25 protein-coding genes and 2 pseudogenes are annotated in these 26,216 nt (G+C 35.1%); 16 read left to right on the forward strand and 11 right to left on the reverse strand.

The genetic code is table 11. The features are described from left to right. Window position 1 precedes the first annotated feature (1 nt). From MLC44_RS11825 to MLC44_RS11835, 3 genes are all read right to left on the reverse strand, one after another. Window positions 2-1,216: a cytochrome b gene (locus tag MLC44_RS11825; protein ID WP_151899473.1), complete on the reverse strand. Its 1,215-nt coding sequence runs from the start codon at window positions 1,214-1,216 to the stop codon at window positions 2-4. A 14-nt stretch (window positions 1,217-1,230) separates the two neighbouring features. Beyond that, on the reverse strand, window positions 1,231-1,767 hold the full coding sequence (gene petA / locus MLC44_RS11830; protein WP_151899472.1) for a ubiquinol-cytochrome c reductase iron-sulfur subunit: 537 nt from the start codon (window positions 1,765-1,767) through the stop codon (window positions 1,231-1,233). 61 nt (window positions 1,768-1,828) lie between these two features. Next, window positions 1,829-2,695 carry a hypothetical protein gene (locus MLC44_RS11835; protein ID WP_434636878.1) on the reverse strand — a complete coding sequence of 289 codons (867 nt, stop codon included), beginning with the start codon at window positions 2,693-2,695 and terminating at the stop codon, window positions 1,829-1,831. 308 nt (window positions 2,696-3,003) lie between these two features. Between MLC44_RS11835 and MLC44_RS11840 the strand changes: the two genes are divergently transcribed. The 8 genes from MLC44_RS11840 (at window position 3,004) to MLC44_RS11875 (ending at window position 11,372) form a co-directional block, all read left to right on the forward strand. Then, a complete protein-coding gene (locus MLC44_RS11840) occupies window positions 3,004-3,552 on the forward strand; it encodes a TnsA endonuclease N-terminal domain-containing protein (protein ID WP_434657482.1) in 549 nt (182 codons plus the stop codon). Continuing rightward, complete coding sequence (locus MLC44_RS11845; protein WP_434657485.1) at window positions 3,549-5,429, forward strand: Mu transposase C-terminal domain-containing protein; 1,881 nt, start codon at window positions 3,549-3,551, stop codon at window positions 5,427-5,429. Before MLC44_RS11840 ends, MLC44_RS11845 begins: the two co-directional genes overlap by 4 nt. A gap of 9 nt (window positions 5,430-5,438) precedes the next feature. After that, window positions 5,439-6,308 carry a TniB family NTP-binding protein gene (locus MLC44_RS11850; RefSeq protein WP_434657487.1) on the forward strand — a complete coding sequence of 290 codons (870 nt, stop codon included), beginning with the start codon at window positions 5,439-5,441 and terminating at the stop codon, window positions 6,306-6,308. Next, a complete protein-coding gene (locus MLC44_RS11855; RefSeq protein WP_434657490.1) occupies window positions 6,309-7,487 on the forward strand; it encodes a TniQ family protein in 1,179 nt (392 codons plus the stop codon). Window positions 7,488-7,624: 137 nt separating this feature from the next. After that, on the forward strand, window positions 7,625-7,897 hold the full coding sequence (locus tag MLC44_RS11860; RefSeq protein ID WP_434657493.1) for a hypothetical protein: 273 nt from the start codon (window positions 7,625-7,627) through the stop codon (window positions 7,895-7,897). Beyond that, a complete protein-coding gene (dndC, locus tag MLC44_RS11865; RefSeq protein WP_434657496.1) occupies window positions 7,878-9,248 on the forward strand; it encodes a DNA phosphorothioation system sulfurtransferase DndC in 1,371 nt (456 codons plus the stop codon). The genes MLC44_RS11860 and dndC overlap by 20 nt, the downstream gene beginning before the upstream one ends. Then, window positions 9,208-10,989: an AAA family ATPase gene (locus tag MLC44_RS11870; protein WP_434657499.1), complete on the forward strand. Its 1,782-nt coding sequence runs from the start codon at window positions 9,208-9,210 to the stop codon at window positions 10,987-10,989. Before dndC ends, MLC44_RS11870 begins: the two co-directional genes overlap by 41 nt. Further along, complete coding sequence (locus tag MLC44_RS11875; protein WP_434657501.1) at window positions 10,986-11,372, forward strand: DndE family protein; 387 nt, start codon at window positions 10,986-10,988, stop codon at window positions 11,370-11,372. Before MLC44_RS11870 ends, MLC44_RS11875 begins: the two co-directional genes overlap by 4 nt. Here MLC44_RS11875 and MLC44_RS11880 read toward each other — a convergent pair. The 7 genes and pseudogenes from MLC44_RS11880 to MLC44_RS11910 all read right to left on the reverse strand — a co-directional run. Further along, window positions 11,353-12,768 carry a hypothetical protein gene (locus MLC44_RS11880; protein ID WP_434657504.1) on the reverse strand — a complete coding sequence of 472 codons (1,416 nt, stop codon included), beginning with the start codon at window positions 12,766-12,768 and terminating at the stop codon, window positions 11,353-11,355. The two genes, MLC44_RS11875 and MLC44_RS11880, sit on opposite strands and share 20 nt — an antisense overlap. Before the next feature lies 1 nt (window position 12,769). Further along, a complete protein-coding gene (locus tag MLC44_RS11885) occupies window positions 12,770-14,566 on the reverse strand; it encodes a DUF262 domain-containing protein (RefSeq protein ID WP_434657507.1) in 1,797 nt (598 codons plus the stop codon). Between the two features lie 10 nt (window positions 14,567-14,576). Next, window positions 14,577-16,286 (reverse strand): DUF262 domain-containing protein, encoded by a 1,710-nt coding sequence (locus MLC44_RS11890; RefSeq protein WP_434657510.1) that lies wholly within the window; start codon window positions 16,284-16,286, stop codon window positions 14,577-14,579. Further along, window positions 16,276-16,554 (reverse strand): helix-turn-helix domain-containing protein, encoded by a 279-nt coding sequence (locus MLC44_RS11895; protein WP_434658884.1) that lies wholly within the window; start codon window positions 16,552-16,554, stop codon window positions 16,276-16,278. Before MLC44_RS11895 ends, MLC44_RS11890 begins: the two co-directional genes overlap by 11 nt. Window positions 16,555-16,885: 331 nt before the next feature. After that, on the reverse strand, window positions 16,886-18,514 hold the full coding sequence (locus tag MLC44_RS11900) for a hypothetical protein (RefSeq protein WP_434657513.1): 1,629 nt from the start codon (window positions 18,512-18,514) through the stop codon (window positions 16,886-16,888). A 133-nt stretch (window positions 18,515-18,647) separates the two neighbouring features. Further along, window positions 18,648-19,376 carry a hypothetical protein gene (locus MLC44_RS11905; protein ID WP_434658885.1) on the reverse strand — a complete coding sequence of 243 codons (729 nt, stop codon included), beginning with the start codon at window positions 19,374-19,376 and terminating at the stop codon, window positions 18,648-18,650. Between the two features lie 18 nt (window positions 19,377-19,394). After that, window positions 19,395-20,528 (reverse strand): annotated as a pseudogene (locus MLC44_RS11910) (FAD-dependent oxidoreductase); the annotation flags it as partial. Window positions 20,529-20,956: 428 nt separating this feature from the next. Between MLC44_RS11910 and MLC44_RS11915 the strand changes: the two are divergent. From MLC44_RS11915 to MLC44_RS11940, 6 genes are all read left to right on the forward strand, one after another. After that, window positions 20,957-21,160 (forward strand): hypothetical protein, encoded by a 204-nt coding sequence (locus MLC44_RS11915; RefSeq protein WP_151899469.1) that lies wholly within the window; start codon window positions 20,957-20,959, stop codon window positions 21,158-21,160. Next, window positions 21,160-21,846: a tetratricopeptide repeat protein gene (locus MLC44_RS11920; protein WP_151899468.1), complete on the forward strand. Its 687-nt coding sequence runs from the start codon at window positions 21,160-21,162 to the stop codon at window positions 21,844-21,846. The genes MLC44_RS11915 and MLC44_RS11920 overlap by 1 nt, the downstream gene beginning before the upstream one ends. A gap of 75 nt (window positions 21,847-21,921) precedes the next feature. Then, window positions 21,922-22,536 (forward strand): riboflavin synthase, encoded by a 615-nt coding sequence (gene ribE / locus MLC44_RS11925; protein ID WP_434657516.1) that lies wholly within the window; start codon window positions 21,922-21,924, stop codon window positions 22,534-22,536. A gap of 78 nt (window positions 22,537-22,614) precedes the next feature. Then, window positions 22,615-23,340: a RecQ family ATP-dependent DNA helicase gene (locus MLC44_RS11930; protein ID WP_434657519.1), complete on the forward strand. Its 726-nt coding sequence runs from the start codon at window positions 22,615-22,617 to the stop codon at window positions 23,338-23,340. Window positions 23,341-23,369: 29 nt separating this feature from the next. Further along, a complete protein-coding gene (locus MLC44_RS11935; protein ID WP_434657522.1) occupies window positions 23,370-24,377 on the forward strand; it encodes a RecQ family ATP-dependent DNA helicase in 1,008 nt (335 codons plus the stop codon). A gap of 8 nt (window positions 24,378-24,385) precedes the next feature. Next, entirely contained in the window at window positions 24,386-24,484 is a 99-nt protein-coding gene (locus MLC44_RS11940; protein WP_434657525.1) for an HRDC domain-containing protein, read from the forward strand. Here the strand turns inward: MLC44_RS11940 and MLC44_RS11945 are convergent. Beyond that, window positions 24,481-25,137, reverse strand: coding sequence for an MnmC family methyltransferase (locus tag MLC44_RS11945; RefSeq protein WP_434657527.1), 657 nt, complete (start codon window positions 25,135-25,137; stop codon window positions 24,481-24,483). The genes MLC44_RS11940 and MLC44_RS11945 overlap by 4 nt on opposite strands. A gap of 284 nt (window positions 25,138-25,421) precedes the next feature. On the opposite strand from MLC44_RS11945, the gene MLC44_RS11950 reads away from it, so the two are divergent. Then, window positions 25,422-25,610, forward strand: a complete 189-nt coding sequence (locus MLC44_RS11950) for a hypothetical protein (protein WP_434657529.1) — start codon at window positions 25,422-25,424, stop codon at window positions 25,608-25,610. 58 nt (window positions 25,611-25,668) lie between these two features. Then, a pseudogene (locus MLC44_RS11955) lies at window positions 25,669-26,138 on the forward strand (peroxidase family protein); the annotation flags it as partial. Between the last annotated feature and the right edge of the window lie 78 nt (window positions 26,139-26,216).

Raw genomic sequence — 26,216 nt, forward strand, 5'->3', positions numbered from 1 at the left:
CTTAAACTTTTTTTTCAAATTTTGTGATAAATGGAAGTATAATCCATAAACCGATAAACGTTATAGCCGCGTAAAAACCGATAGCGCTAAACACACCTTCTGGCGGAACTTTACCCATTGCCGTCAGTATAATCATGTCAATCAACATTGCCCAGAACCAGTATTTGAACAGACCTCGACGTGACGCAGGCACTGCATTTGGGCTTCTGTCTAAAAATGGTAACAGAAAGAAAATTACCTGTGCAAAAGCAAATGCAATCAGTCCAACATCTGTTGAAAATGGACGTAAAATCTCATAAGACCATAAGAAATACCACTCAGGATAAATATGCGCAGGCGTCTTCAGACCGTTTGCAGGGTCAAAGTTTACAGGGTCCATTGCAAAATCATAATGATAAAAGACAAGATAAAAGAAAAGAATGAGGAAAATTCCCACAACCATCATATCTTTTGCCAAAAAGTCATTCATAAAACGAATTACTTTTGAATTTGCTTTGTCGCCGGCCAAATATTTTTTCGCTTCAGCATCAAAGTCAATCTCTTCACCGTCCTGGTTGTTTACATGTGGAATACGAAGCGCACCGAAGTGTAATCCGATAAGACCGATAATTGCCAAAGGAATCAACAATACATGTAACATAAAGAAACGATTTAAAAATGCTTGAGCAGGAATATAATCTCCGCGTATCCACTCAACTAAGCCATCAGCATGTAAACTACCACCAGCAAAAAGATTTGTAATAACCATACCAGCCCAATAAGACATTTGACCCCATGGGAGCATGTATCCTGAAAATGCTTCTGCTGAAAACGCAACAAATAAAAGCATCCCTGAAATCCAAATCATTTCACGACCGTTCTTATATGAACCGTAATATATCCCTGTGAACATATGAATGTAGATTATCAGGAACACTACAGATGCCGCTACACCGTGAACATGTCTCCATAACCAACCGTAACCGACTTCCTGCATTATCGTGTAGTTTACACTGTCAAATGCCAAATCAATATTCGGTTGATAATACATCAGTAAAAAGATACCCGATATCAATAACAGTCCGAATGTAATCGCAAGTATCATACCCATTGCCCATAAAAAGTTAATATTTTTAGGAATCCAATACTCCGTAGCTAAAACACGGTTAAGCGTATCAATCGCAAGTCGTTGATTAAGCCAATCGTGCAAATTTTTTGCTTTTGTAAAATGTGCCATTTATCTTCCTTTGCTTATGCTTTTAATGTTATGCCATTTTCAAGCATCTTCTTATATTCAGGTCCTTCTTCACCTAAAACCAGTTTGTCTCCATCAATTTTAAATGGAGGAATATCAAGCCCACGCGGTGGCGGAGCTTTTGTCACCTCCCCTGTAAAGTCATACATACCACCATGACATGCACACAAAAAGCTTTTTTCGTCAGGATTGTACCCAGGGATACAACCAAGATGTGTACAAAGACCAAGACATACTAAAAAGTAATCATTTCCAATTTTAATAAGTCTCTCTAAATCTTTAGGATTTTTTTCTGCTTTTTTAACCATCTCTGCAGTTTGCTTTAAAACGAAAATAGGCTTCCCTCTCCATTTTTCTGTTACCAACTCATTCTCTTTATACTGCGACATATCAAGAGTAGTAAATCCGGCTGCTTTGACGCTCGGTAAAGGATCCCATGATCTCTTCATCGCGTACAATGAAGCGACAGCACCCACACCGGCAACAGCACCAAACGCTTTGCCCATAAAACCTCTACGGCTATTATTTTTCATGTTTTCTCTCTTCTTTATTCAATTTTCAATCCTTATTATATACCAAATAAGTTTTAATTATTTATAAATTTAAGCTTTCCTTTAGAAAGTTTGCTGTTTTGTTACTATTTTTTTCAATTATTTCATAATTTCTCGTAAAAACAGTCTCTAATATCACATTTAAGTGATTTTTATCATAATTATAAACGACAGGAATATTTAAGCTTTCAAACAGAGGAATAAAATCCCGTGTGTAATCTTCTCTCTGTATATAAACAGGTTTCCCGCCAGAGGCTAAAGAATCCAGCACTGCCTGTGGCGAAGCTGTAACTAAAACTTCACTCTGCATTATCATTTCATCATACTCTTCAAATTCGAAATAATGAACGAATCTTGTTTTTAACATTTCTTCATAATCTAGAAAATAATAAAATCCAAGCTGCAAATGTGGACGTAAATCTTCTATAAAATCTAAATGTTTTTCCAAATCTTTTTCATAATCATCATCTCCGAAAAAATAGGAGAGTGGTACTGTCTTTTCTTTACATGTAAAGTATTTGTCAGCTACAACCACGGCTTTGCAGATACCTTCATCTTCCAAATAGGGAGAGAGCAAAAATTCACTCTCCGCTTTTACCTCATCAGGCTTATCGCTGATTCTCACAAATCTTGAAAAATAGTTTCGCATATCCTCAAGCATGACAGGATTTGCCTCTGCAGAATCAAAAATCAGCTTGTCGCCATTATGGGCAATTTGGGGGATATTTCTGACAACATCAATCCCCACACTCTTTTGTATGCCAAAATCACGTGCCGCCTGTGCAATGCGATAATCACTTGTCAACAGTGTAATATCTTCATCTTTTAAAGCATTGAGTATCGCCACTGCCCTGCGAAATCTGTCCAGGCCTATTCTGTGCCCCGTATGCACATAATAAAAAGTTCTCATAGTTTTTTTGCAGCCATTGTCATATCTATTAAAGTTTGAGAATTATAATTTTTCATCTAAAAAACCTTATTTTTGGTAGCATTGTACTATTTATGAGATTAAAAATATACATATCTTGCATCTAATTTATGAAATAAAGCTTGATAAATATTCAATAAAGTATGAGAATATATCTGTTTATTTTACTATTGTATAATTTATCTATTATGATTACCTTTCCACAACGCAAGATAAAGAAGAACTACCGCTCAGTAACAGGGCACTTTCCAAGTGTTAAGAATAATAAATCTATCGCCTATGAATCCAAAATGGAAAAGATCTTTTTCTTAACCCTTGAATTTGACGATGATGTTACATCCTACCAAGAGCAACCGCAAATAACAATTGATTTTCAAAACAGAACCAAAATATACAGTGCTGATTGTTTTGTAAGATATACTTCCGACTCAAACAAACAAGACAGCCTCATTGAAGTAAAATATACTCAGGAACTTGAAAAAAAGCGAGAGTATTTTGAGGAAAAGTTTACATCTATTCAAGAGGCATGTAAAGAGTTAGCAATTAATTTTTCTGTTTTTACGGAGCAACAATATTCACAGACCTATATTGATAATATAGATTTTCTTTACCGCTACAAAACGCATGACAGAGAAAGCCATTATGATGAGCAGATATTATCACTATGCACTACAGACAAGCTTACGGCATCAGAGCTGGCCAATAATATTACGACAGATCCAAAAGAACTCATAATTATCTCCAATGCTATTTGGGGCTTGGTAGCCATTGGAAAACTCAGAGCAGACCTATATGATACAAAAGTCAGTATGAATTCCTTTATAGAGTTGTCCTTATGAGTATTATTCGTTTTGATATAGGGAAGCAGTTTACTTGCAAGGACACAATATATGTCATTAAAGGCTATGCATCTTTTAATGAAGTGTTAGCAAAAGAGATACATCCTCCTTATAAAGAAAGTATCATAAAAGTCAGCGAGATTATAAAAGAGTCTAAAAATGCAGTTGCTATCGAAAAAGAGCTTGTTGACGTTAGTGAAACAGAATTTGCCGAAGCAAAAGAGCGCTATCTCATCATCAAGCCGCTTCTTGAACTTGAAAAAAGAACCACAAAAGATGTTCAAAAAATTGCCAAACAACATAAGAAGAGTACAGCAACTCTCTATAGATGGATACAAAAGTTTGAAACATACGGTACCGTTAGTGCTCTAAGCAATTCATTTAACCATTGTGGCGGCAAAGGAAAAAGCAGACTTAATCCGTCCGTAGATACCATTGTTCAATCCGTCATTGATGAACTATATCTTCACAAACAACAATACCCACTCTCATTCATATATTTAAAAATTGAAAATAAATGTAAGAACCTAGGACTAAAAGCACCAAATAAAAATACTGTACGGAATCGCATCAAGCAGCTCAATCCAAAACTTATCGCAAAACATAGAAAAGGTTTAAATGTTCGTGATACCAGAGGTACTCCCAGAAGTTTTCCCGATGTTCATATGCCTTTGGATGTGATTCAGATAGACCATACACCTATGGATGTCATAATTGTCGATGAAGAATCTCGTAAAGAGATAGGAAGACCGAGTATTACTTTAGCGATTGATGTGTATAGCAGAATGATTTTTGGCTTTTATATCTCACTTGAAGCACCAAGCTATTTCAGTGTAGGACAAGCACTACTTAATGCCATCTTACCAAAAGATGATCTGCTCAAATACCATAATATCACCGGTGAATGGCCGGTATATGGATTACCTCGAGCCATTCACATGGATAATACCGCAGAGTTTCGTAGTAAAAGTCTTCAAATGTTTGCAGAAGAGTACCGTATTACACATATATTGCGTCCAGTAGCAAGACCTGAGTTTGGAGGGCATGTCGAGAGTGCCATTAAAACAGCTATGAAAACCGTCCATATTCTGCCGGGAACTACTTTTTCCAATATAGCCCAAAAAGGTACTTACAACTCCCAAAAAGAAGCTGCTTTAACACTTAAAGAACTTGAACAATGGTTTTTGGAATTTATCGTCAATATTTACCATAAAACTGAACACACCTCCATCGGGATGACACCTGAAGAGAAGTTTTATCAAGGAATGCTTGGTGTCGGTGAGGGAGCTATTCCTTACCTGCCAACCGTTCCGGCCAATACACTTAAGCTGAGAATGGCACTATTACCTGCCATGCAAAGAATGGTACAGAAAAATGGTATCACCATTGACCACATTACCTATTTTTCAGAGACTCTTCGTAAATGGATTATCCCTGTAAGCTATAAAACAATAACAAAAAACATTCAACCAAAAAAAGTAATATGCAGAAGAGATCCAAGAGATATCAGTAAAATCTATGTGTATGATGACGAGATTAATGACTACATTATAGTACCCTATGCAAATATCAAACGACCGGCTATAAATCTCAAAGAACTTCGCCGAGCAATCTCTGAAGCGAAAAAAACAGTAACAGGTCGAGGTATAGAGTCTCATGATATCTTTGAGGCCCATGAACGGCTTTATCAGTATGCCGAAAAATCAAAACGGGAACAAAAATCAATAAGACGCGCAGCCAGTTCCAAAAAACATATGAAAAGAACAATCGAGTTTGAAAAGAAACAGATACCTGAAATTTCTCCGCCATCCAATACGACACTACAAAACAATGATATAGATGATGACGATGATTTTGAATATTATACGGTAGAGTAGGAAATTTTAATGCAAAGAAGACTGACAAAAAAAGCACGCGAACATCTCAACAAAAGTGATGAAGAGAGAATCAGATGTTGCAAAGAAGATGTTTGGATAGGCTACAATGCTGCCGTAACACTCCTTGATATACTTGAAGACAAATTTAATGACCCCAAACAACTTCGTCATGAAGGACTTCTTATCTATGGAGACCCACATAACGGAAAAACGGCAATACTGAGAAAATTTTATGACAGGCATAAAGCTACCCTCGATAAAGTTGATGAAAACGGTGATACGGTTTATGAGATACCTATCCTCTATCTTGAAGCTCCCAACAGTCCAAATGAGAGTAAGCTCTATAGCTATATTCTTGATCAATTATGTGTTCCACACAAAGGAACGGAAAAGGTCTTGGAAAAAGCGAGACTTGTAGAGCACTATCTCAATAAATTAAATACAAAGATGATTCTCATTGATGAAATTCACTCTGCTCTAACCGGTAACCTTACCAAACAGCGTGCTTTTGTCAATGACCTTAAACTACTCAGCAATAAACTCTCACTCACTATTATATTGGCCGGTACACGAGAAGCACACTCTGCACTCAACATAAGCGGTGAGACAAGTTCCAGATTCCCATCGATTGAACTTCCAAGATGGAACAATGACAAAAAATTTCGCTCATTTGTTGCGACTTATGAAACCTGTCTTCCACTCAAAGAGGCTTCCAACCTCGTTACAAACACTGAGATTATGAGTGCACTTTACTATGCATCTGAAGGTCTTATCGGTCGTACCGTTAACTTACTCAAAAAAGCGGCAGTCAAAGCAATACGATCCGGTAGAAAAAAAATTATTCTTGAAGATATAGAATATATGCCAACCCTCTCCTAAATGTATAAACGCAATCGAGAATGGATAGCAAACTACAAGTTTCACATTGTTCCAAAAATACTCCCGGATGAACTGCTGAGTTCTTGGCTGACCCGTACTGCATTTGCACACGGTAGAACACTTTCTCTTTTTACAACAACATACATCAAAAATGAAGGAGCCAATCTTAGTAGAATCGATCTTGATTTTAGATATGACGAGCAGTTATTGAACTTACTCTCCAATAAAAGCCAACTTCCAATTTCAGAGATTCTCAAAATGTCACTCAGAAGCGAAGAGGGGTACCTCTTTACATGCAATGAATGTCTCTACCCTCCAAAACAGATAAGAAAACTTCTCGATAAACGCACACATTTTGGGTTGATATTCTGTCCTGTATGTCTGCGAACCGACAAAGTTCCTTATTTTCGTAAACAGTGGCGATACCTCTTTTATAATGCCTGTCCCAAACATCAGGTTTATCTTGTAGATAGATGCGGTAAATGTTTTGAGAGAGTACGGTTTCATAAAATGGCTTTGAATGATGCAATCGCCTACTGTCATAACTGTGGTAGAGATCTGCGAAAAACGCGACCAAAAAAAATCAATGAGATTCATCTTTATGCACTTGAAGCTATCAGGTGGTTTGAATCAGGACTTAAAAACGGTTACTTTACCTTACAAGGTATGCAAGTACACACACTGTGGATTTTTCAGACTTATACAATTTTTTATGCATTAATCAAATCTACTAAAAAGTTCAAACTAAGAAATTTTCCACTTTTAACAGAGTACAGAGAACTCCAAGCGAAATTACAACGATATAATTCTAAAAAAGCATCGCTTATTTATGAAAACTTTTTACTTACTGCAATGGTATATCACCTTTTTCAAAACTTTCCCAAAAACTTGCAGAGTTTTATAAAAGATAACAACTTAACACATAGAGATTTTACACACGGATTTAAAAATATGCCATTTTGGTATCTAAAAACCCTTGAAGAACTTGTGCCTGTGCAAAATAAAACCGGTAGAGATATTAGTGAATCTGAAGTCATAGGAGCTATTAACTATCTCAAGCAAAATAATCAAAAAGTCACCCAACAAAGTGTTGCAGAGATTGTGGGATGCCATTTTAGCATCCATAAAGGATTTGTTAAAACTTATCAGTTTCTTGTAAAGAAATCTAAAATTGTTTAAAACAATTATATAAATGTATAAAACACATTTAAAATAGTATTTTTTACATTTAAATATGTATAAAATAATTGATTTTATGTATATATTTAGATATAATACATACCCTTAATTTAATAATTTTTTGAATATAATTCCGCATGGATTATGCAGAATTTAAAAGACAATTAGGAAAAGCTTCTTTAAATACTAAAAGCTTTGCAGAATTAGTGGGGATGAAACAATCTTCCATTACAAACTATAAAAAAAAAGGTGAAGTACCAAATCATTTGGCAATTATCGTATTTTTAATGGGTGAAATGGCAGAGAATAAAATTGATTTTAAATTAAAGCTAAAACAACTAGATATGAAAGAACCTGTTAAAAGACCAAAAGCATTTGGAAGAAATAAGGATGGTAACTCTGAAAACTAATCATTTACAAGAACAAATAGATACAACTATAAATCTTTTAAGAACACAATACTTAGCTGATGATAGGCCTTGGGTGGTTACTTACTCTGGAGGGAAAGACTCTACATGTGTTTTACAATTGACTCTAACTATGTTGCAAGAACTGCATAAAGAAGGCAAAGATACCAAACATACTTATATTGTTTCATCTGATACAACTGTAGAAATGCCAATCATTGAAAAATACTTAGAATCAAAACTCAATGAAATTTCTGATTTTGCACAAAAATCAAACTTAAAATTGTCATGTCATAAACTAAGTCCAGATATAGAAGACTCTTTCTGGAGTCTTATGCTTGGTAAAGGATATCCCGCACCAACAAGTACATTTAGATGGTGTACAGAAAGACTTAAAATTGACCCTGCAACAGATTTTTTAACAAACCTTGTCAATAAACACCAATCCATTTTAATGCTCTTGGGTGTAAGAAGTGCAGAATCTCAAGCCAGACAAGCTTCTATAGAAAAGAGAAAACTCAACCAAAGAGGCTTATCTCCTCACGAAAATATCCCTGATGCCTATGTCCTATCTCCTATTAAACATTGGTCAAATGAAGATGTTTGGACATATTTAAGTAATACAAAAGAACTTACTACTCCTCTGCCTTGGAGTGACCATAGCTATATGATGAGCCTTTATGATAAAGGAAGTGGGGAAGGAGATTGTAATATTGCTCTCAATCCTGAATCTCCAAGTTGTGGAAAAACACGATTTGGCTGTTGGGTTTGTACTGTTGTAGAAAAAGACCGTTCAATGGAAGGGATGCTTAAAAATGGTGAAGAGTGGATGACACCATTATGGAGTTATAGAGAATTACTCTATGAATGGAGAAAACCAGATTCAGGAAAAAGAGATACACGCAGAAGAAATGGAATGCTTGGTCCCGGACCTTTTTTACCACAAACAAGACGAGAACTGCTTGAAAGATTATTAGAGGTAGAAAAGCTAGTAAATAATAATTATCATTCAATGAAAAAAGATTCACCAGACTATAACTCTCAAGAACACATTGGACTTATCCAAGATGATGAAATACAACTTATACAAAAGTATTGGGATGGTGATGGAGATATCAAAAAAAGTGCCTTTCGTATAGCCCAAAAATATGGAAGATTGATGAATGAAAGTATAGAAACTCCACTTAGAGCTAAACTAGAAAAATATGAAGATAAATTAAATATTGATCTGTTTGAAAGAATTTATGAAATAGAAGCATATAGAAAAAACATCTCTACAAGATATGGAGTGATTAAAGATATCGAAAAAAGAGTTGTTGACTATTACAAAGGTGAGTATCGTGAAGCTAACTAGTATAACTATCAACAATCTTTTTTCATACAATGGAAAACAAGAGATACCTTTTAGCCCTATTACATGTATAATTGGTTCTAATGGTTTTGGAAAGACTTCTATACTTAATGCCATAAAATTAGGTCTTGGACATCATAATGGAGCCCTAGAATCAATACTCAATAATAATGCAAAAGAACCATATTGTAGTATATCTTTAGTTTTTGACATCTTTACAATAAAAAGAGAGTGGAATTTTTTAGATAATATAGAAGAGTCTTTACTCATAAAATTTACTGATACGGAAGATAAAGACTTAGAAGGTGCAGAAGCAGAACACTTCATTGAAAATAAAATACCAAAGTTTCTAATTGATTTTCTTTTTTATGATGGAGAAGTTGGAAGCAATCTTTTCTTACTCTCACAAACAAAACTAAAAAATCTTTTTGATTATGTTTTTGACCTTGACCTGCTAGATTATGTATATAAAGATTCTTTGCAAGTTGCTAAAAATCTTTTAGCACAAAATAGTGATGAAGAGAGCATAAAACTTACACAATTTGAAAAAGAGCGTTTTGAACTAATGCAAAAAATAGAAGATGATACAGAATCTCTTCGTTCTAAAAAGAAGAATTACAAAGCAAATCAACTAAATATCCAAAAACTAGATACTCAAATACGAAATCGTAATCGTAAGATAAAAGAACTTCATAAAAAACAAGACACAAAGATACAAGAGCTTCAAAATCTTTCTGCTAAATTTAAAGAACTCATCCTCTTTGAACTTCCACTTCTACTCAATCCTACTCTCTTTAAAGGATTAAAAAGTCGTTCACACTCTCCACTCTCTCTTAATGACGAGCAACTCTTTAATAATAATTTTAAACGCTTTTTAGAAGAGATTGGAACTTCTTTAGCCTTGGAAGATGCTCTTAGTGCTTTCAAATCTCTTATGCTTACAGAATCATCTACAATAGAATTATCACTTTCAAAAAAAGAGTTTAAAAAACTCCTAGAGGAGATGAAAAATCTACAGTATGAGATAAAACAAATAAACTTAAAGATACAAGAAAGTGAAACAAATGCGATGGAGAAAGAGATAACTCGTTCACTTATAGAAGATAGAGATGACAAAATAGCAAAACTGCAAGAAGAAGAACAGACTATTTTAGATTTGGAAAATAGTCTTGAAAATGATAAAGAAAGGCTCAAGGAAATAAATAAAAATCTATCTCTTCTCTTTAAAGAAAATCAAGATAAGTATGCTTTTGTTAAAGGTTATGAAGAGCTTCTTGAGGTTTCTAATGTAGCCCAAAAAGTCTACAAAGAGGAACTAAGCGAGAAATTGGAAATTTTTAATAAAACTTTAGCAAAAAACACTACCTCTTTTTTAAAGCAATATAAACATATAAAAAAAATATATATCGATGAAAAACATCGTATTGTTATTAGTGATGGAGAAAAAATACTTGATACAGAACTACTCTCAGCAGGACAAAAGCAGGTACTGAATTTCTTAATAGTAAAAAGTATTTTAGAGTATAAAGAGTTTGCATCATTTGTAATGGTTGACACTCCTTTTGGAAGACTCTCAAATGCAAATAAAAAGCTTCTCTTAGAAGAGTGCTACTTACAGTTTGAAAATCTTATACTTTTACTTACAGATAGTGAATTCGAGTTCGTCAAATCTCAAAGTTTAAAATACACAACCTACCAAATAACACGAAATGAATTAGGTTCACAAATAGAGGTAGCATCATGATAAGAACAACTCAAGAGATAGAAAACTATATCTTACTACTCAGCAAAGCCCTTAGCTTAGAAGGTGAACCCAAATGGGTCTATCTACGTTTTATGCTAAATATATCTCTCTCCCTTCAAAAAGATGAATTTGATAATGTAGAAATAGAACACTATGATGGTAAAGAGTATAGACTTGAACAAATTACAGGTGAAGGAAAAGGGAGTGAGGACTATACAAAGTTTTATTGGGATGCTATAGAAGTTTTTAATAACATCACTATTACTTCCAAAAAAGACCTAGAACAACACCTCCAAAAACATATCTTTAGAGGATATTACATACTTAGTTCTTCTTTGAAGTCAGATAGTAATATTTTTGATTTTATGTTGCAGGAATTTTAGTATCTCTTAATTTCCACTTTCCTTTACCAGTTTTCATGAATAAGTCTTTCTTTCCTAGATACAAATCTGCATCGGATGAATAATAATAAATAGCTTTTCTTATTGATGACTTCCATGATGCAGTAAGCTCTCGTATTGTATTTTGTTCAATATATTTATATATTTCATTTAAAGATGCTTCTCCACCAAGTTTTTCAAATGCTTCTTTTACTTCAATGTCCCAGCTTAATTGCAAAAAAGAATTAATATTTCGAATCTCTTTAATATGATTTTGTATAACTTCTGTATTGACTAGTTCTGTACCATGAACTAATATATTTCGAAACTTCCTATTATCTTCAACCTTATATAACAGCTCATCAACTAAATAGCCTTTTTCTCCTATAGCCTTTAAATTTATCATAAAATTATTACTCTCCATTCCAGCTAGTCTATTTATTTGCTTTTCCAAATTATTCCATTCATTCAGAAATAGTCCAATATGTTCATTTGTATTTACTACAATAGTTTTTGATAGCTGTTCTTTATCTTCAGCCTTAATTTCTATACTATCAATTTTAATAAATGCTTGTTCAAGTTTTTCTTCAATATCATTAACTAAATCTTGAATATCTTGATAATTTCCAACTGTAAAATGAGAAGTATGGGCTATTTTATTTCTTAATTCATATAAACGTTCCCATCGTTTTTTTAAATATTCATCATCACAATCTATTTTATTTTTAAAATATTTATCCCAATTTGATTTTGGTATATAACTTTGAAGTTCAAGAGGTGTAATACTTTTATCTATTGTTTCAATTCTTTCCAAGAGACGAGAAATATCCTCATCATGATAAGCCTTAAAAAGAAAGTCACCTAGATGTATAAAATCTAACTGTTGTAAAACATCAATATACTCTTTTCTTTTAGTTTTATCCAAAACTTCTTTTATTTGATTAGGTGAACTTTCATTAATCCAATTCTTACCTACATTAATTATCATAAAGTATGTTATAAATTTTCTCATTAAATTTTCAATCTTATGAATCAATGCATAAGACAACTGCGAATAATGAAAAGATAAATCATCTCTTAAAGTTTCAATAATAGACTTATTTTCATAAAAAATATATTTTAACCTTCTTAATAATTGCTTATAACCTGGTAAATATTTTTCTTCGCCTTCAAATTCTAAAGTAATATAAAAAAAATTTTGAGTCTTTCCTTTTACTTTCCCTCGTTTTACTTGATAACCATAAGGCTTTTTCCCAAAAAAAATCTTATTCTTTTGAATTTTGAATTCTTTATCATCTTCAAGAAATTCATTAAACCTTATCACAGAATTACATAGTTTATAAAAACCTGGAGAAGTTTCCTTATCAACTATAATTAAATATTCATTTTGTAATTTCATCTTATGCTCGAAAAATCTTTAAAGCCATTGCCACCATGTTATCTACCGATTGTAAAATATCATCTTCTGTCCAACTTTCTTTCCTACCTATTTCACTTAACATGTTAACTGTTGTATTTGTATAAATTTCTTTTTTTTCTTCAAAAGTTTTATCACCAGCAATTGTATTTTGAGCAGGATCCATTAAACATAAATTGCCTAATTTATTTTTTAATGGTTCTAAATTTTCTATAATTTTCTCCCCACTTGCACTTCTAGGATATATGTGTTCAATAGAAGTATCACTAAAAGGATATATTCTACTTTTATCAATACAATCATCACTCCATTCAGAACCATATTTATAGCATTTATAATAATACTCAATATTTAAAAGAAAGTATCTTATTTTTCTATTATTTGTGGAATTATCTGAATCATATTCTAATGCTTTCAAGTTAAAACTAAAAGTCATATCATCTGCTTTATCATCTAGCAATCTATTTAATTTAGTTCTTAAACTATTTATATTATATCTACCAGGTCTTCTTCTAATTTCAATAGCTTCATCTTGATATATTTTTTTTAAAGGTGTTGCGTGACCATTACAAATAATTTTATATCTAAAAAATACTTTTTCAAGGATATGAACAATTTTTGCAAATTTAACATGATCTAACTTTTTTGCAGCAATTAAAAGAGGGTATGCTAGAGTATGGTTAAGCGCTCCTAATAGTAATGTTAGCTTGTCTCTATCCCATTCATTTATAGGTTGTCTATGTTCAAATAACCATTCTTCAGATGTTAATTTTCTACAAATTGCTATATCCTCTTTCAGTTTCTTTGCTTGTTCAAATATTTCCATTGCATCTACTTCCATAGTAGGTATATTTGAAAAAAAATGCTCAACAAACTTATCATACAAAGCAGATGGCTTAGGACGTTTTCCGGTATGAGATTCATAAATCCAAGTCAAATAATCCAATGTTGTTTTAGGATCTTCCTTAAGTATTTCATCCCAAATTCTTTCAACTGCATCTTGCTGAGAAGGATATCCTTCTAATAATTCTAAAGTCTTTGCCCGTAATAAATCTCCCTCTGTCAAGCCAATTCCTCGATCATTAATTACCTGAAACAGTCTATATGCATCCTTTTTTGTCGTTGTTTTCATATATAAAATTGTAAAATCATTATCAATAACATATTCAAGAGTTTGAACATTATTTGCCATAGCTTGAATATCATCATCTTTTACTAATTTATTCATCTCTTTATATACTTTAATATAAGCACTTTTGAGTCTTTTGTGAGATTCTCTTTCAGTCTGTGGATCTAAATTATTAATCATCTCTCTATAAAAACCATTATCTGCTTTCGAAAGAGTTAATACATCTACAACTGTTTCAGTCATATGAATTTCTTGTGAAAATTGAATAAATCGTTCTTGAAGTTTTTTTATTCTTTCTTCTACAAGTTCTTTAGGTCGTCCACCCAAAGAATCTAATAATTCATCATAAATTTTCATTAATGATGCAGCTAATAATGTAGTTGTTGTAATTCTCTGCTGACCATCAATCAATCCTCGTTTATGGTCTCCCATAGTACCTTCAATTTCATCTTCTACACAAAGAATACCTCCAAAAAAATGTTTTATTGGACTATTAGATTTACGAGCATTGTAAGCTTTCTTTGTATCTTTAAGAAAATCATCAATAGACTCTTCTTCCCAAGCATATGCTCTTTGATATTTTGGTACTTCATAAATTGCTTTCTCTTTAAATAACTTTCCAACCGCTACATATGATGGTTTAATATCCATTATTTTTCCTCTACCCCCAAATTTTCATAACACACTCATCAATCATCTCATCAGCATGTTTCTCTATCTCTTCAGAACTCCAGTCCGAATACTTAGTTTCTAACTCTTTTGTCATCATAAAACTATCTGTTTGATAGATGCTCTTTTTCTCATCAAAACAACGATTTCCAAGTTGTGAGTTTTTTTCCTGTGTTACAAGTGTCAAATTACCTAGTGTATGTACATACTTCTCATACTCACCAAGATCAAAAGAGTATGTCCAACAACTACCAAGATTTGCATATTCTGTTTGAGGCAAAATATGTTCTACTGTTAAATCTTCATAATTAACTGTTTGTGTACGATTTTGAGTATTTTTAAAATACTCAGCTTTATAAAGTACATATTTTGTAGCTTTAGAGGAGTTAGAGTAGAGTGGACTATGTTTAAGGCTATCATGAAATTCATTGTCATTAGGATAACGATTTTGCTTTTGTTCACTTTTCAGTATCTCTAAAAGTTTTTTTTCAAGATTACTACTAGCAGGTGTAATATCCAAATTTTTTGTAGCTTTTGCAAAAACTGTTTTTGTTTTTCCAGCCGGAAGACCAACGGCAAATCGCCTAATAAGATAACTTTCAATCACTTTATAAACACTATCTAGTTCTTGTGAACATTCATGTGATATTTTCATTACAAGTGGATAATAAGATTCTATACCCAACTGACGAATAGAGTTCTGAGTATAAGCAAAATCTACTCTATCATAATCTAAGAAAAGTCTTTTATATACATCTGTATAGCTCATCATATCTTGTAAAAGTTTTTCTATAAATGCTATCTCACCTATAGAATTTCGTTGGTTTTCAGAAACAAAATATTTCTCAAATGTTTCATAAATTGCACCAGTTGTTACAACAAAACCACTATCAGATTTCATAGTAAGGTAATGTTGTAAAAAGTTCATCAAAATAGTTTCATTATTTTGTAATTTATCTTCTATATTTCTCCAAAAACGGTTATAAAATTCAACTTGTTTGTCAGAAGGTAAATTCATTAAAACATAATTTTTTACTAAATCAGAATCTTTTAACTCTTTTCCTGTAGAGTTAAGACTTGAAAAGATTTTTTGAGGATTATCATGTGGTTCTAAAAATGTATCAATAATATCTATTCGCTCTTCAAATTTTAATATTAATACTTTTAATTCATCTATGCTCATTTCTGAGATAAATTTCTTATGTATAAGAAAATTTTTATAGATAAGCCCTTTCTTCTCTTCAGGTGTAATCTCATCACCAAACACAAGTTTTTCATATACTGGATGATCTGCTTCAGAAAGACGTAGTCTCAATTTATCATCATACTCTCTTGCATATTGATTGATTATATAAATATTATTTAATCTTTCTGCTTCTGTATCTTCCGTTAACTCTTTTAATCTATCTCTAATAACAATTAATAAAAGACTAATAGTCGTCAATCTTTGCTGACCATCGATTACTTGAAATTTAAGTGTAGTATGACTCATAGAAGCTTGTTGAACTTGAATACCTGCATAAACAATAGAATCTAAAAAATGACTGTGCTTTGCATTTCCATATTCAATATCAGACAAGTCTTCTAATAGTCTATCAAGATGTCTTTTTGTCCATTTATAACTTCTTTGGTAAATAGGAATAATAAATTGTTTCTCTTGATGTCCAAGTAATTCACTTAATTTTGCACCCTTAGCTTGCATCTTTATCCTTCAATTGTTTTAAATATTTTTCTACATCTTTAATATGCGCTTCAGCATATAAACCAAATTTTATAAGACGCATAACTTCTGGACGGTTTTTTTCCCAAGAATTCAATGTTTTAACATCTATGTTTAATCGTTTAGCCAACTCTTTTTTTGTCATTATTATCTCTTTTATTAAAAACTTGACAAAATGGTAAAAAATACCTATAATTATAAAAATAAAAGGAATTACTACCGTTTTGAAAAATGTACTCTGTATAGAAATACTTTCTAATGATGTCTATATTGAATTCACAGATGGAGATATTCAATATATATCATTCACTCAGGCAAAAAAAATTTTATTGAAAGAAACTCACAATTCTTGCAAATTTTCTTGTATTGACTCAACACGTAGTGTTGCCTTTTTAAATAGCTTACTACACAAATACACTGTTATCAATGATTCTTTAATACCTCGAACTCACTAATTATATATAAAAAACATTAAAAATTGCCATTAATTTCGTTATTTTTCTTAACCTACTATATCCATCTTTTTCATAGATACCAAATTTTATAGATAATCTTATCCATAAAATATATAGATTCACCATCTAAGCTTTTATCAATTTCCCAAGAACCCCAACCATCCATTTAGCCAAATCCTCTTCAGTCAAATTTTTTGCTCTCTCATGATTTTTAGTAGAAAATCGTATCTGCATATTGTTTTTATACTCTTCTTTCATATCATTGATCTTTTTATCTTCATCAACAAAATGATATAAAAATTTGCCAAATACACTTTGATTAATAGGGTTACTTGAGGAGATGACCCATGTACTTGTTGCCGTACCAGTCTTGTTTTCCAATTCCAAAAGTCCTACATATATTGTTTTATATTGAAATATGGCTGTGATATACTGCCTTGATCTTCCTTCAACATAGCATTTATGATGTTCTCTATCTGTGTAGATATCAATAACTTTTTCCATATTTTTATTTGGAGACACAGTAAAATTTTTTATATCAGGTTGTTGTTTTAAATAGTTGCTATATTGATGAAATTCATCAAAATTATGAGTATATTCTTTCTTCTCTTTTTGCTTTTTCTCATACTCACTTGATATTCGTGTTTTTCTAATCTTTTTCTCTGTATTTTTAGAAGATTCCGTAAGGCTTTGATCTGTTACTTCATCATTTACTTCTTCTTTGTATATTTTAAGTAGTGTATCTATGCCCTCTGCCGTAACCATATCTTCACTAATGCTAACGCCCGCTAAACTGTTACATTGGCTTCGCTTAGTGCTAACTGTACGATGCTGCTTTCTTTTGCTTGCTCCTTCCACTTTTAAAACCTCAGTCATTTTCCCGGGAATCTCTCTGGGTACTGTCGGTAACTTATTAAGCGAATCAATATCTATACTGCTTTGCTTATGCTCACGCAACACTTGAAGTGTTTTAAAACCGATATCAGAATCATCATTCACAAGTTCATGTACAAAATAGCTTCTCTTACCTTTATGCATAAACTCATGAACCTTTGCATCTATCAAAAAAACATATTCCATAGGAAACTTCGCTTTTATCGGCATAGTTTTAGGATATTGTCCTGACTTGTTTTTAATATGGTGCACATAGTTCAAAATAAACTTTCCGGTATCTTCAAATTTTTTATGTGCTTCTTCTACGGTTGCAAATCTACATATAAATGGAGCTTCTGCTTTTGTAACATATTTTGGAATGACAATAGAAGCATCATACCCATCATTATGTGCAGCAATATAAAGATTTTCAAGATTGCAGTTTAAAATCGCTTCACGCATTGCTGTCGTACGATAATAGTAGTATATAGCAATCGCATAGTGAGGAATGATGATATTATAATCTTCTTGTTCAAAAATAAAACATCGTATCTTTTTTGCTTTCTCTAAGTATTTTCTCTTCCAACCCAATACTTTTCCAATCTCCATCTCATCCATGTAATTGAATAAAGCTATATCATACTTATCTTTTGGAAGCTCTGTATTGATCCTAAATTGCTTTTTTAGTAGTTTAATATCATTGTATGGTCGCTTATATTGCCTAAATTGTTTCCCTTTTTTATAAGCCTGATGAAAACGAAATCTTGTAAAAAAAAGTTCAGGAGAAAGCTCTGTAGTAAAAAATTCTGATTTTGTAAGATTTTTAACAGCTACACTAAAGTGACTGTTAGCATAATTTTCATAATCAAGTTTGAGATTCAAAGGCATTAAAAACATAAAAACATCATCCGGGTTTTGTATCATAAACTCAGGAATAATACTTTTGGGTTTTGTCATGTCAATTTATCTCATTCTCAAACTTTAGTGTGCATATTCTCGTACTTTAAAAACATTCTCACACTTTATTGGATCTTGCAGCCATTTTGATGTATATATGCAGTATCTCAATTGCTGCGGGTGTAATTCCGCTGATATTCATCGCTGCCTGGAGTGTCGGAGGAGAAAAAGCCGCCAGTTTTTCCTGTACCTCTTTGGAGAGCCCGCTCACACCCGTAAAATCAAACCCTTCGGGTATTTTGACTTTCAAATATTTTTTCATACGTTCTATTTCCTGGCTCTGTTTGTCAACGTAACGGGCATATTTTCCCTCCACCAAAATTTCTTCTTTTATATAGTCATCATACTTGTCAAGTTCCGGCACCACCGTGACCATCTTCTGCACATCAAATGTTTTACGGGCAATAAGCTGCTGTGCGGTTGAGACATCCTTGAGCGGCTGTTCGTCCATAGATGCCAACAGTGCATTAAACTCTTTGTTTGGTGTAAATTTTGTCTCTTCCAAAAGTTTGGCACCCTCTTGTATTTGCTGGGCTTTTGTTTTGATTTTTTCATACTGTTCATCGGAGATGAGTCCAAGTTCATGTCCGTATTTTCCCAGTCGTACATCCGCTGATTCTTCACGCAAAAGGAGTCTGTACTCTGCACGCGAAGTAAACATTCTGTACGGTTCGTTCGTTCCTTTTGTGACCAGATCATCAATCAGTACACCGATGTATGCCTCATCACGACGTAAAATAAGCGGTTCTTTGTTTTGCAATGCCAAAGAGGCATTGATTCCCGCCATAATTCCCTGTGCTGCCGCCTCTTCATAGCCTGTTGTCCCGTTTATCTGACCGGCAAGATACAGACCTTTGATTTTTTTGGTTTCAAGCGAGTGCTTCAGTTCACGCGGATCGACAAAATCATACTCTATGGCATAGCCGTAACGGACAATTTTTGCATTTTCCATTCCTTTAACCGAATGAATCATTTCTCTTTGCACTTCAGGAGGCAAAGAGGTACTGAGCCCGTTGACATAGATCTCTGTATTGTCCATGGTTTGCGGTTCCAAAAAAGATGATGACGCTCTTTATCAGGGAACTTGTCTATTTTGTCTTCGATAGAAGGACAGTATCGGACTTTTTCCTGCAATCTGACCCGTAAAAAGCGGTGCCCTGTAAAAATTGCTCTCAATGATTTTGTGTGTCGTTTCATTTGTATAGGCGATGTAGCACGGCAACTGTTTTTTTGTCGCACGGAATTTTTCTCTGTCTGTTCTGAAACTGAAAGGATTCGGCAAGGCATCCCCATCCTGTTCTTCCATGACAGAAAAATCAATACTTGAACTGTCAATACGCGCACAGGTACCGGTTTTGAGGCGTGCCATACTCAGCCCTGCATCATTTTTAAGCGAAGCAGAAAGTCCGACGCTTCGTGGTTCTCCAAAACGTCCGCCCTCTTGCTGCACCTCGCCTATATGGATTATACCGTTGAGAAATGTCCCCGAAGTAATGATGACTTTTTTGGCTCTGTACTCGTTTAACAATGCTGTGCGGACACCTTTTACCTCACCTTCTTCTATGATTAATGATTCAACCGTATCCTGTGCCAAATCAAGATTAGGCGTATTGAGTACAACATTTCTGGCGATTACACGGTACTTGTCCATATCTATCTGTGCACGGCTTCCGCGAACTGCAGGCCCTTTTGTCTGATTGAGTATGCGAAACTGTATGCCTGCTTCATCGGTAATGAGTCCCATTTCGCCGCCGAGTGCATCAAGCTCACGTACCAAATGCCCTTTTGCGAGTCCGCCTACGGCAGGATTACAGGAAGTTGCCCCGACATTTTCCGCAAGCATGGAAATCATCAGTGTTTTGTTCCCCATTCGAGCTGCCGCCAAAGAAGCCTCTATACCGGCATGTCCACCGCCTACTACTATTACATCATAATTCATTTATACATCCTGTTAGCATAGCTTGTTTATATAAGTAGTTTAATTTTTTGAGAATGGGCTAATTAAGGGCACCTCTAAAAACCCTGATATATCTCAACATTATAGCGAAGGTACTAATGCAAGGCAAAACTACGCAGGAGCTACGAGTAGCTTCAAGTGGTTTTAACGAAGCAGTAGTGCTTTTGCTATAATGCCCTGCCGGAGCCAAAAAGAGAAGCAATCTTGCACAAAATTTTCGATCACCGTAGCTACGGCTATGCTTCAAGAAAAGTTTTGCACAATCTCACTCCTCTTTTTGGCTTTGAGGGATATCAGGGTTTTTAGAGATGCCCTTAAATTACTTATATAAACTTACTTTATTAATGCGAATTTTATCATTTTTCAGTATCATTTGCATAATATAAAGTAAATTACCTGAGGTTTTTAAGATGCGTACAGATTTATTTCAAGATTATGTACCCGAAATACTGGTTTATGACCCAGAAATTGACGGCAGTTACAAGCATAAAATACGGGACGAACATCTCAGCAGCAAAGAAAAATTATTAGAAAAAGTAAGAAAAGCAAAAGCAGCCGCCAAAGGCAATACAACAACTTTTAGACAACCAATTCGTACGGAGAATGAAGAATAATGATACAAAAAGCAAACGAAGCCTATAATTCCGGTGATTTTGAAACTGCATACAAACTTTATACACAGCTTGCCCAAGAAGGCAATGCCGATGCGCAAACCTCTTTGGGCTATATGCACCAAATGGCACAGGGGTGTGAAAAGGATGAGGCAAAAACACTGGAGCTGTACACAAAGGCAGCCGAGGCAAAACAGCCTTATGCCCTTTTTAATCTCGCTATTTTATATGAAAACGGTATTGGCGGTGTCAAACATGACATGTTCAAAGCATATGAGCTGCATATGGAAGCGGCAACAAGAGGCGTTCCGCCTGCCATGTATGAAGTTGCGCTTATGCTTGAGCGCGGGCTTGGCTGTATGCAAAACTACTCAGAAGCCGCATTTTGGTATGAAGAGGCGGCAAAACGCGGACATTTGCAGGCATTTAACAATCTTGGCGCACTCTACAAAGAGGGCCATGGCGTGATACAGAACGATGCAAAAGCTTTTATCTGTTTCAAGCGTGCAGCTGATGGCGGACTCACAGAAGGGCTGTATAATCTTGGACTCCTGTATGATCAGGGAATAGGCTGTGAAGAGGATCATGACAAAGCCCTTGACCTGTGCCGAAAAGCCGCCTATCAAGGACATGAAAAAGCCAAAGCTATCATTAAGGGTCTTCAAGAAGACGGTAAAATCGTCTTCTAGTTTTTTAACACGTGAATCGGAATACGTCCCGATTAACTGCGCTAGCCTCTCATGAGGCAGAGGAGAAACAGATATATGTTTACAGGACTAATCAGAGAAGTTGCAACAGTGAAAAGCTTTGTGGGTTCCACTCTCAGTATCAGAGCAACATACAAAGCCGGTATCGGTGATTCAATTGCCGTAAACGGTGCCTGTTTAACCGTAGTAAAAGTAAATCCAGACGGCTTTGCCGTAGAACTCTCTCCTGAGAGCCAAAAACTTTTGGCCATAGAAAATTATAAAAACGAGGTGCATATAGAACCTGCTATGAAAATGGGTGACCGGTTTGAGGGGCATATCGTTCAGGGACATGTTGATACTGTAGGCACCATCAAAGAGATCAAAAACAACGGCAACTCTTATGATGTTTTTATCACAGTAGAGAAGAAATTTATTCCCTATATTGTGCCAAAAGGCTCCATTACCATAGACGGGGTCAGCCTTACGGTCAATGATGTCGACGAAAACAGTTTTCGTCTGACTATCATTCCCCATACAATGAAAGAGACACTTTTTAAGAACTACAAAAAAGGCAGTCGTGTCAATGTCGAGACAGATATGTTTGCCCGGTACGTCGCACATATCGTCAAACATCAAAAATCAACTTCACTCTCATGGGATGAAGTAGATCGAATAAGTGCAAATTATTAATTTTTTTCTGTAGTGCGGGCTGAAAATGCCAGGAAAGTTGCAGCAGTCGGCACTGAAGTACCGATTCCGGGAAAATAAATGCCAGGAACCCATCCTTCAGGGTGGGCTGAGAGAAAAAGCAAAGCAACAACAATCAGCAGTGCAGAAAAAAAGTTGACAACCAATGGAGTACAAATCAAAAATCAGATATTAAAAGACAATTTCGGACATAACAGCTTTAGAGAACTCCAGGAAGAGGGTGTGGATGCCATCTTAAAGGGGCAGGATTTACTGATGATACTGCCAACAGGCGGCGGAAAGTCTCTTGTGTATCAACTCCCGACGATGATGATGGAGGGCATTACTATTGTCATCTCTCCTCTTATCGCACTGATGCAGGATCAGGTACGCGCACTGCAGGCACAAAATATTTCCGCACAAATGATAAGCTCGGCACAAAGTTATGAAGAGGTGCAGGATATTATATCACAGGCATACAGCGGTGCTTTAAAGTTTTTGTATCTCTCTCCAGAACGCTTAAACAACGGACATACCATTGAACTGCTGCACGGTTTACATGTAAACTTCTTTGTGATTGACGAGGCACACTGTATTTCGCAGTGGGGACATGAGTTTCGTGATGATTATCGTGCCTTGGGAAATCTGAAACACAACTTTCCACATACGACAATCGCCGCTTTTACCGCAACATCAACAGACAATGTCACACAGGATATTTTAAGAGAACTGCGTCTTGAAAACCCTCTTTTGCTCAAAGGAAAAGTATTTCGCAAAAATATTTTATTTCCGCGCAAAGACGCATAAGCAACGGCCATGCACAGCTTAAAAACTTTTTGGCAAGACACCAAGACGAAAGCGGAATCATATATGTGAGTTCGCGAAAAAAAGCCGAAGAACTCAGCACTTTTTTAAATGTCAACGGCTACAAATCTCTTGCCTACCATGCAGGCCTGCCTCAACATGTAAGAGAACAGAATTTTAAAATCTTTGTCAACGACAAGATCAACATTATGGTGGCGACCATTGCCTTTGGCATGGGCATAGACAAAAGCGACATCCGTTTTGTCGTGCATATGAGCCTGCCAAAGTCACAGGAGAACTACTATCAGGAAATCGGACGTGCGGGACGTGACGGTGAAGACAGCGAAGTGCTGTTGCTGTTTAATGCAGGCGATATGGCACAGCATAAACGATTTCTGGCAGACATCGAAAATGAAGAGTACAAAGCCCATCTTGATACAAAAATAGACAAAATATACAAATATGCCACCAGCGAGATCTGCTTTCACAAACAGCTTGCCGAATACTTTAACGACACTCTTGATGCCTGTAAAGAACGCTGCGACAACTGTCTGACATCCGATGACAAACGCCAGGATATCACCAAAGAGGCACAAATGATCCTCAGTACAATCTACAAGACCAATCAGGGTTTTGGAAAAAACTACATCATAGATATTCTTCGCGGTTCCACTGAACAAAAGCTGCTTGCCAACGGTGCTGACAAGCTTTCAGTTTACGGAATCGGCTTGGAACTAAGCAAAAAAGAGTGGTTTGTCATCATTGAGCGCCTTTTGGAATTAAAAATCTTACTGCTGGGTGATTTCAGCGTTTTAAAACTCACAAATGATGCCATAGCCGTACTCAAATCACAAAAACTTGTAGATATCAAATCTTCCAGACTTCAGATAAACATAAAAGAGAAAAAGATCAAACAGGCAAAAGAGTTTGAGTATGATGAAGAACTATTTGAAAAACTTCGGGCAAAAAGAGCCGAACTCGCAAGTGAAATGGGGTACCTGCCTACATCATTTTTGGAGATAAAACACTCAAGCATTTAGCCAATGACATGCCGACAAACAAAGAGGAGATGCTTGAAGTAAACGGTGTGGGAGAAAAGAAATTCGCACAGTTTGGAAAAGAGTTTTTGGATGTTATCAATGACTAAACAGGTGACAAAAAATTCAGTTCACTGTCTCGCAAGGGTTGTACGTCAGGGTTACATGTAATCTTGTGTTGCATATTCACTGGTTCAAAGTTGCTTAACTCCCTCAGAGATGCCACCGTTGCAGCTCTGAAATCCTCTCCTTTGTTTAAATAGATATAAAACCCGTTTACATGTAAGGCCAGACGGGTTTTGAGTGCTGTAGAGTATGTTGTCAAAATCGCATCTTTTTTCATACTCTTTTTTATATCACTGAAATACTCCTGTGTCCAGAGCATCGGATTTGCGTCAGGCGAGAAAGCATCCTGATAGACAATGTCAAATTTGTTTTCAAATTTGTTTACATACTTCCGTGCATCCCCTAAAAAAAGTTCTATGCAAAGCGTCTCATCCTCATATCTTCCCTGTGTACTGAGTGCTGTTATTACCTCGTGCAGTATTTTAAATTCCTCCGGATAGTGAAAAGAAGGCAGGGATTGCACCAGTTTTGCATCCAATTCCGGAGAATATATATGCAGTTTTATCTGCGGTGCATATTTTTTGTAATGCAATATTGTTGCCAGAGTATTAAACCCGAGTCCGTAACAAATATCTAAAATAGCTACCTCTTTTTTCTCCTTTACATGTAAAGAAGCAGGGAGTATATGCTTTTTCAAGGACTCATGCAGAGCGCCGTCTCTTGTTGAATGATAGTGCTGGGCATACTCTTTTGAGTAGGCCGTATAGCTTCCGTCTTTTGTAAGTTCCAGGTATGCATATCTGTGTCGAATCTGTCTGTATCTTTTTTCATGATGCTATTTTACCATTGTGTTACTCAAAATATTGCACAGAGAAACAAATTGTAAAAATTTTTAATAATAAATAATCGTTTAAGTTTACTTCTGTAATAATAAAGGATAATTATTTTCCATTAAGAAAATAGTTCTTTAAAGGATTTATTATGCAATCATACAAACATACCATTGTAGATGGTGATGAAATCGCAAAATGGTGGCCAAATCAGCTTAATCTTAAAATACTTACACAGAACAATCCGCGTCTGACGCCTGCAACATCAGAGTTTTCTTACAAAAAAGCTTTTGGACACTCCCCTATGAAGAACTCAAAAAAGATCTTATTTCGCTTATGACGACTTCTGTTTCCTGGTGGCCTGCGATTATGGACATTACGGTCCTTTTTTTATTCGTATGGCATGGCACAGTGCAGGCACCTATCGAATCACAGACGGACGCGGCGGCGCAGCAACAGGCAACCAGCGCTTTGCCCCGCTTAACAGCTGGCCCGATAATGTCAACCTGGACAAAGCCCGCCGTTTGTTATGGCCTCTGAAAAAGAAATATGGAGAAAAAATTTCCTGGGCGGATTTAATGATACTTGCCGGAACTGTGGCGATGGAATCTATGGGTTACAGACTTACGGTTTTGGCGGCGGCCGTGAAGATATCTGGCAGACAGAAGAAGACATTTACTGGGGAGAGGAAGAGGAGTGGCTTGCAGACAAGCGCCATTCAGAGGACAAAAAGCTTCAAAACCCATTAGCTGCTGTACAGATGGGACTTATCTATGTGAATCCTGAAGGCCCTAACGGAGAACCGAATGTTTTGGCTGCCGCTGAGGACATACGGGTAAGTTTTCGTCGTATGGGTATGAATGATGCAGAAACAATTGCGCTTATTGCAGGCGGCCATACTTTGGCAAAAGCCATGGAGCCGCTGATCCAAAAATATGTAGGTCCC

Source organism: Sulfurimonas sp. NW9 (genome assembly GCF_051132275.1).
In the GTDB taxonomy this organism is placed as follows: Bacteria; Campylobacterota; Campylobacteria; order Campylobacterales; family Sulfurimonadaceae; genus Sulfurimonas; species Sulfurimonas hydrogeniphila.

Excerpts from the sequence above, each read along its gene's own strand:
- dndC (WP_434657496.1), top strand. The coding sequence starts at position 7,878 with ATGGTAACTCTGAAAACTAATCATTTACAAGAACAAATAGATACAACT.
- MLC44_RS11875 (WP_434657501.1), top strand. The coding sequence starts at position 10,986 with ATGATAAGAACAACTCAAGAGATAGAAAACTATATCTTACTACTCAGC.
- petA (WP_151899472.1), bottom strand. The coding sequence starts at position 1,767 with ATGAAAAATAATAGCCGTAGAGGTTTTATGGGCAAAGCGTTTGGTGCT.
- MLC44_RS11845 (WP_434657485.1), top strand. The coding sequence starts at position 3,549 with ATGAGTATTATTCGTTTTGATATAGGGAAGCAGTTTACTTGCAAGGAC.
- MLC44_RS11915 (WP_151899469.1), top strand. The coding sequence starts at position 20,957 with ATGCGTACAGATTTATTTCAAGATTATGTACCCGAAATACTGGTTTAT.
- MLC44_RS11920 (WP_151899468.1), top strand. The coding sequence starts at position 21,160 with ATGATACAAAAAGCAAACGAAGCCTATAATTCCGGTGATTTTGAAACT.
- ribE (WP_434657516.1), top strand. The coding sequence starts at position 21,922 with ATGTTTACAGGACTAATCAGAGAAGTTGCAACAGTGAAAAGCTTTGTG.
- MLC44_RS11840 (WP_434657482.1), top strand. The coding sequence starts at position 3,004 with ATGGAAAAGATCTTTTTCTTAACCCTTGAATTTGACGATGATGTTACA.
- MLC44_RS11855 (WP_434657490.1), top strand. The coding sequence starts at position 6,309 with ATGTATAAACGCAATCGAGAATGGATAGCAAACTACAAGTTTCACATT.
- MLC44_RS11950 (WP_434657529.1), top strand. The coding sequence starts at position 25,422 with ATGCAATCATACAAACATACCATTGTAGATGGTGATGAAATCGCAAAA.
- MLC44_RS11940 (WP_434657525.1), top strand. The coding sequence starts at position 24,386 with ATGCCGACAAACAAAGAGGAGATGCTTGAAGTAAACGGTGTGGGAGAA.
- MLC44_RS11825 (WP_151899473.1), bottom strand. The coding sequence starts at position 1,216 with ATGGCACATTTTACAAAAGCAAAAAATTTGCACGATTGGCTTAATCAA.
- MLC44_RS11835 (WP_434636878.1), bottom strand. The coding sequence starts at position 2,695 with ATGAGAACTTTTTATTATGTGCATACGGGGCACAGAATAGGCCTGGAC.
- MLC44_RS11905 (WP_434658885.1), bottom strand. The coding sequence starts at position 19,376 with ATGGCGGGAATCAATGCCTCTTTGGCATTGCAAAACAAAGAACCGCTT.
- MLC44_RS11890 (WP_434657510.1), bottom strand. The coding sequence starts at position 16,286 with ATGCAAGCTAAGGGTGCAAAATTAAGTGAATTACTTGGACATCAAGAG.
- MLC44_RS11885 (WP_434657507.1), bottom strand. The coding sequence starts at position 14,566 with ATGGATATTAAACCATCATATGTAGCGGTTGGAAAGTTATTTAAAGAG.
- MLC44_RS11850 (WP_434657487.1), top strand. The coding sequence starts at position 5,439 with ATGCAAAGAAGACTGACAAAAAAAGCACGCGAACATCTCAACAAAAGT.
- MLC44_RS11930 (WP_434657519.1), top strand. The coding sequence starts at position 22,615 with ATGCCAGGAACCCATCCTTCAGGGTGGGCTGAGAGAAAAAGCAAAGCA.
- MLC44_RS11860 (WP_434657493.1), top strand. The coding sequence starts at position 7,625 with ATGGATTATGCAGAATTTAAAAGACAATTAGGAAAAGCTTCTTTAAAT.
- MLC44_RS11880 (WP_434657504.1), bottom strand. The coding sequence starts at position 12,768 with ATGAAATTACAAAATGAATATTTAATTATAGTTGATAAGGAAACTTCT.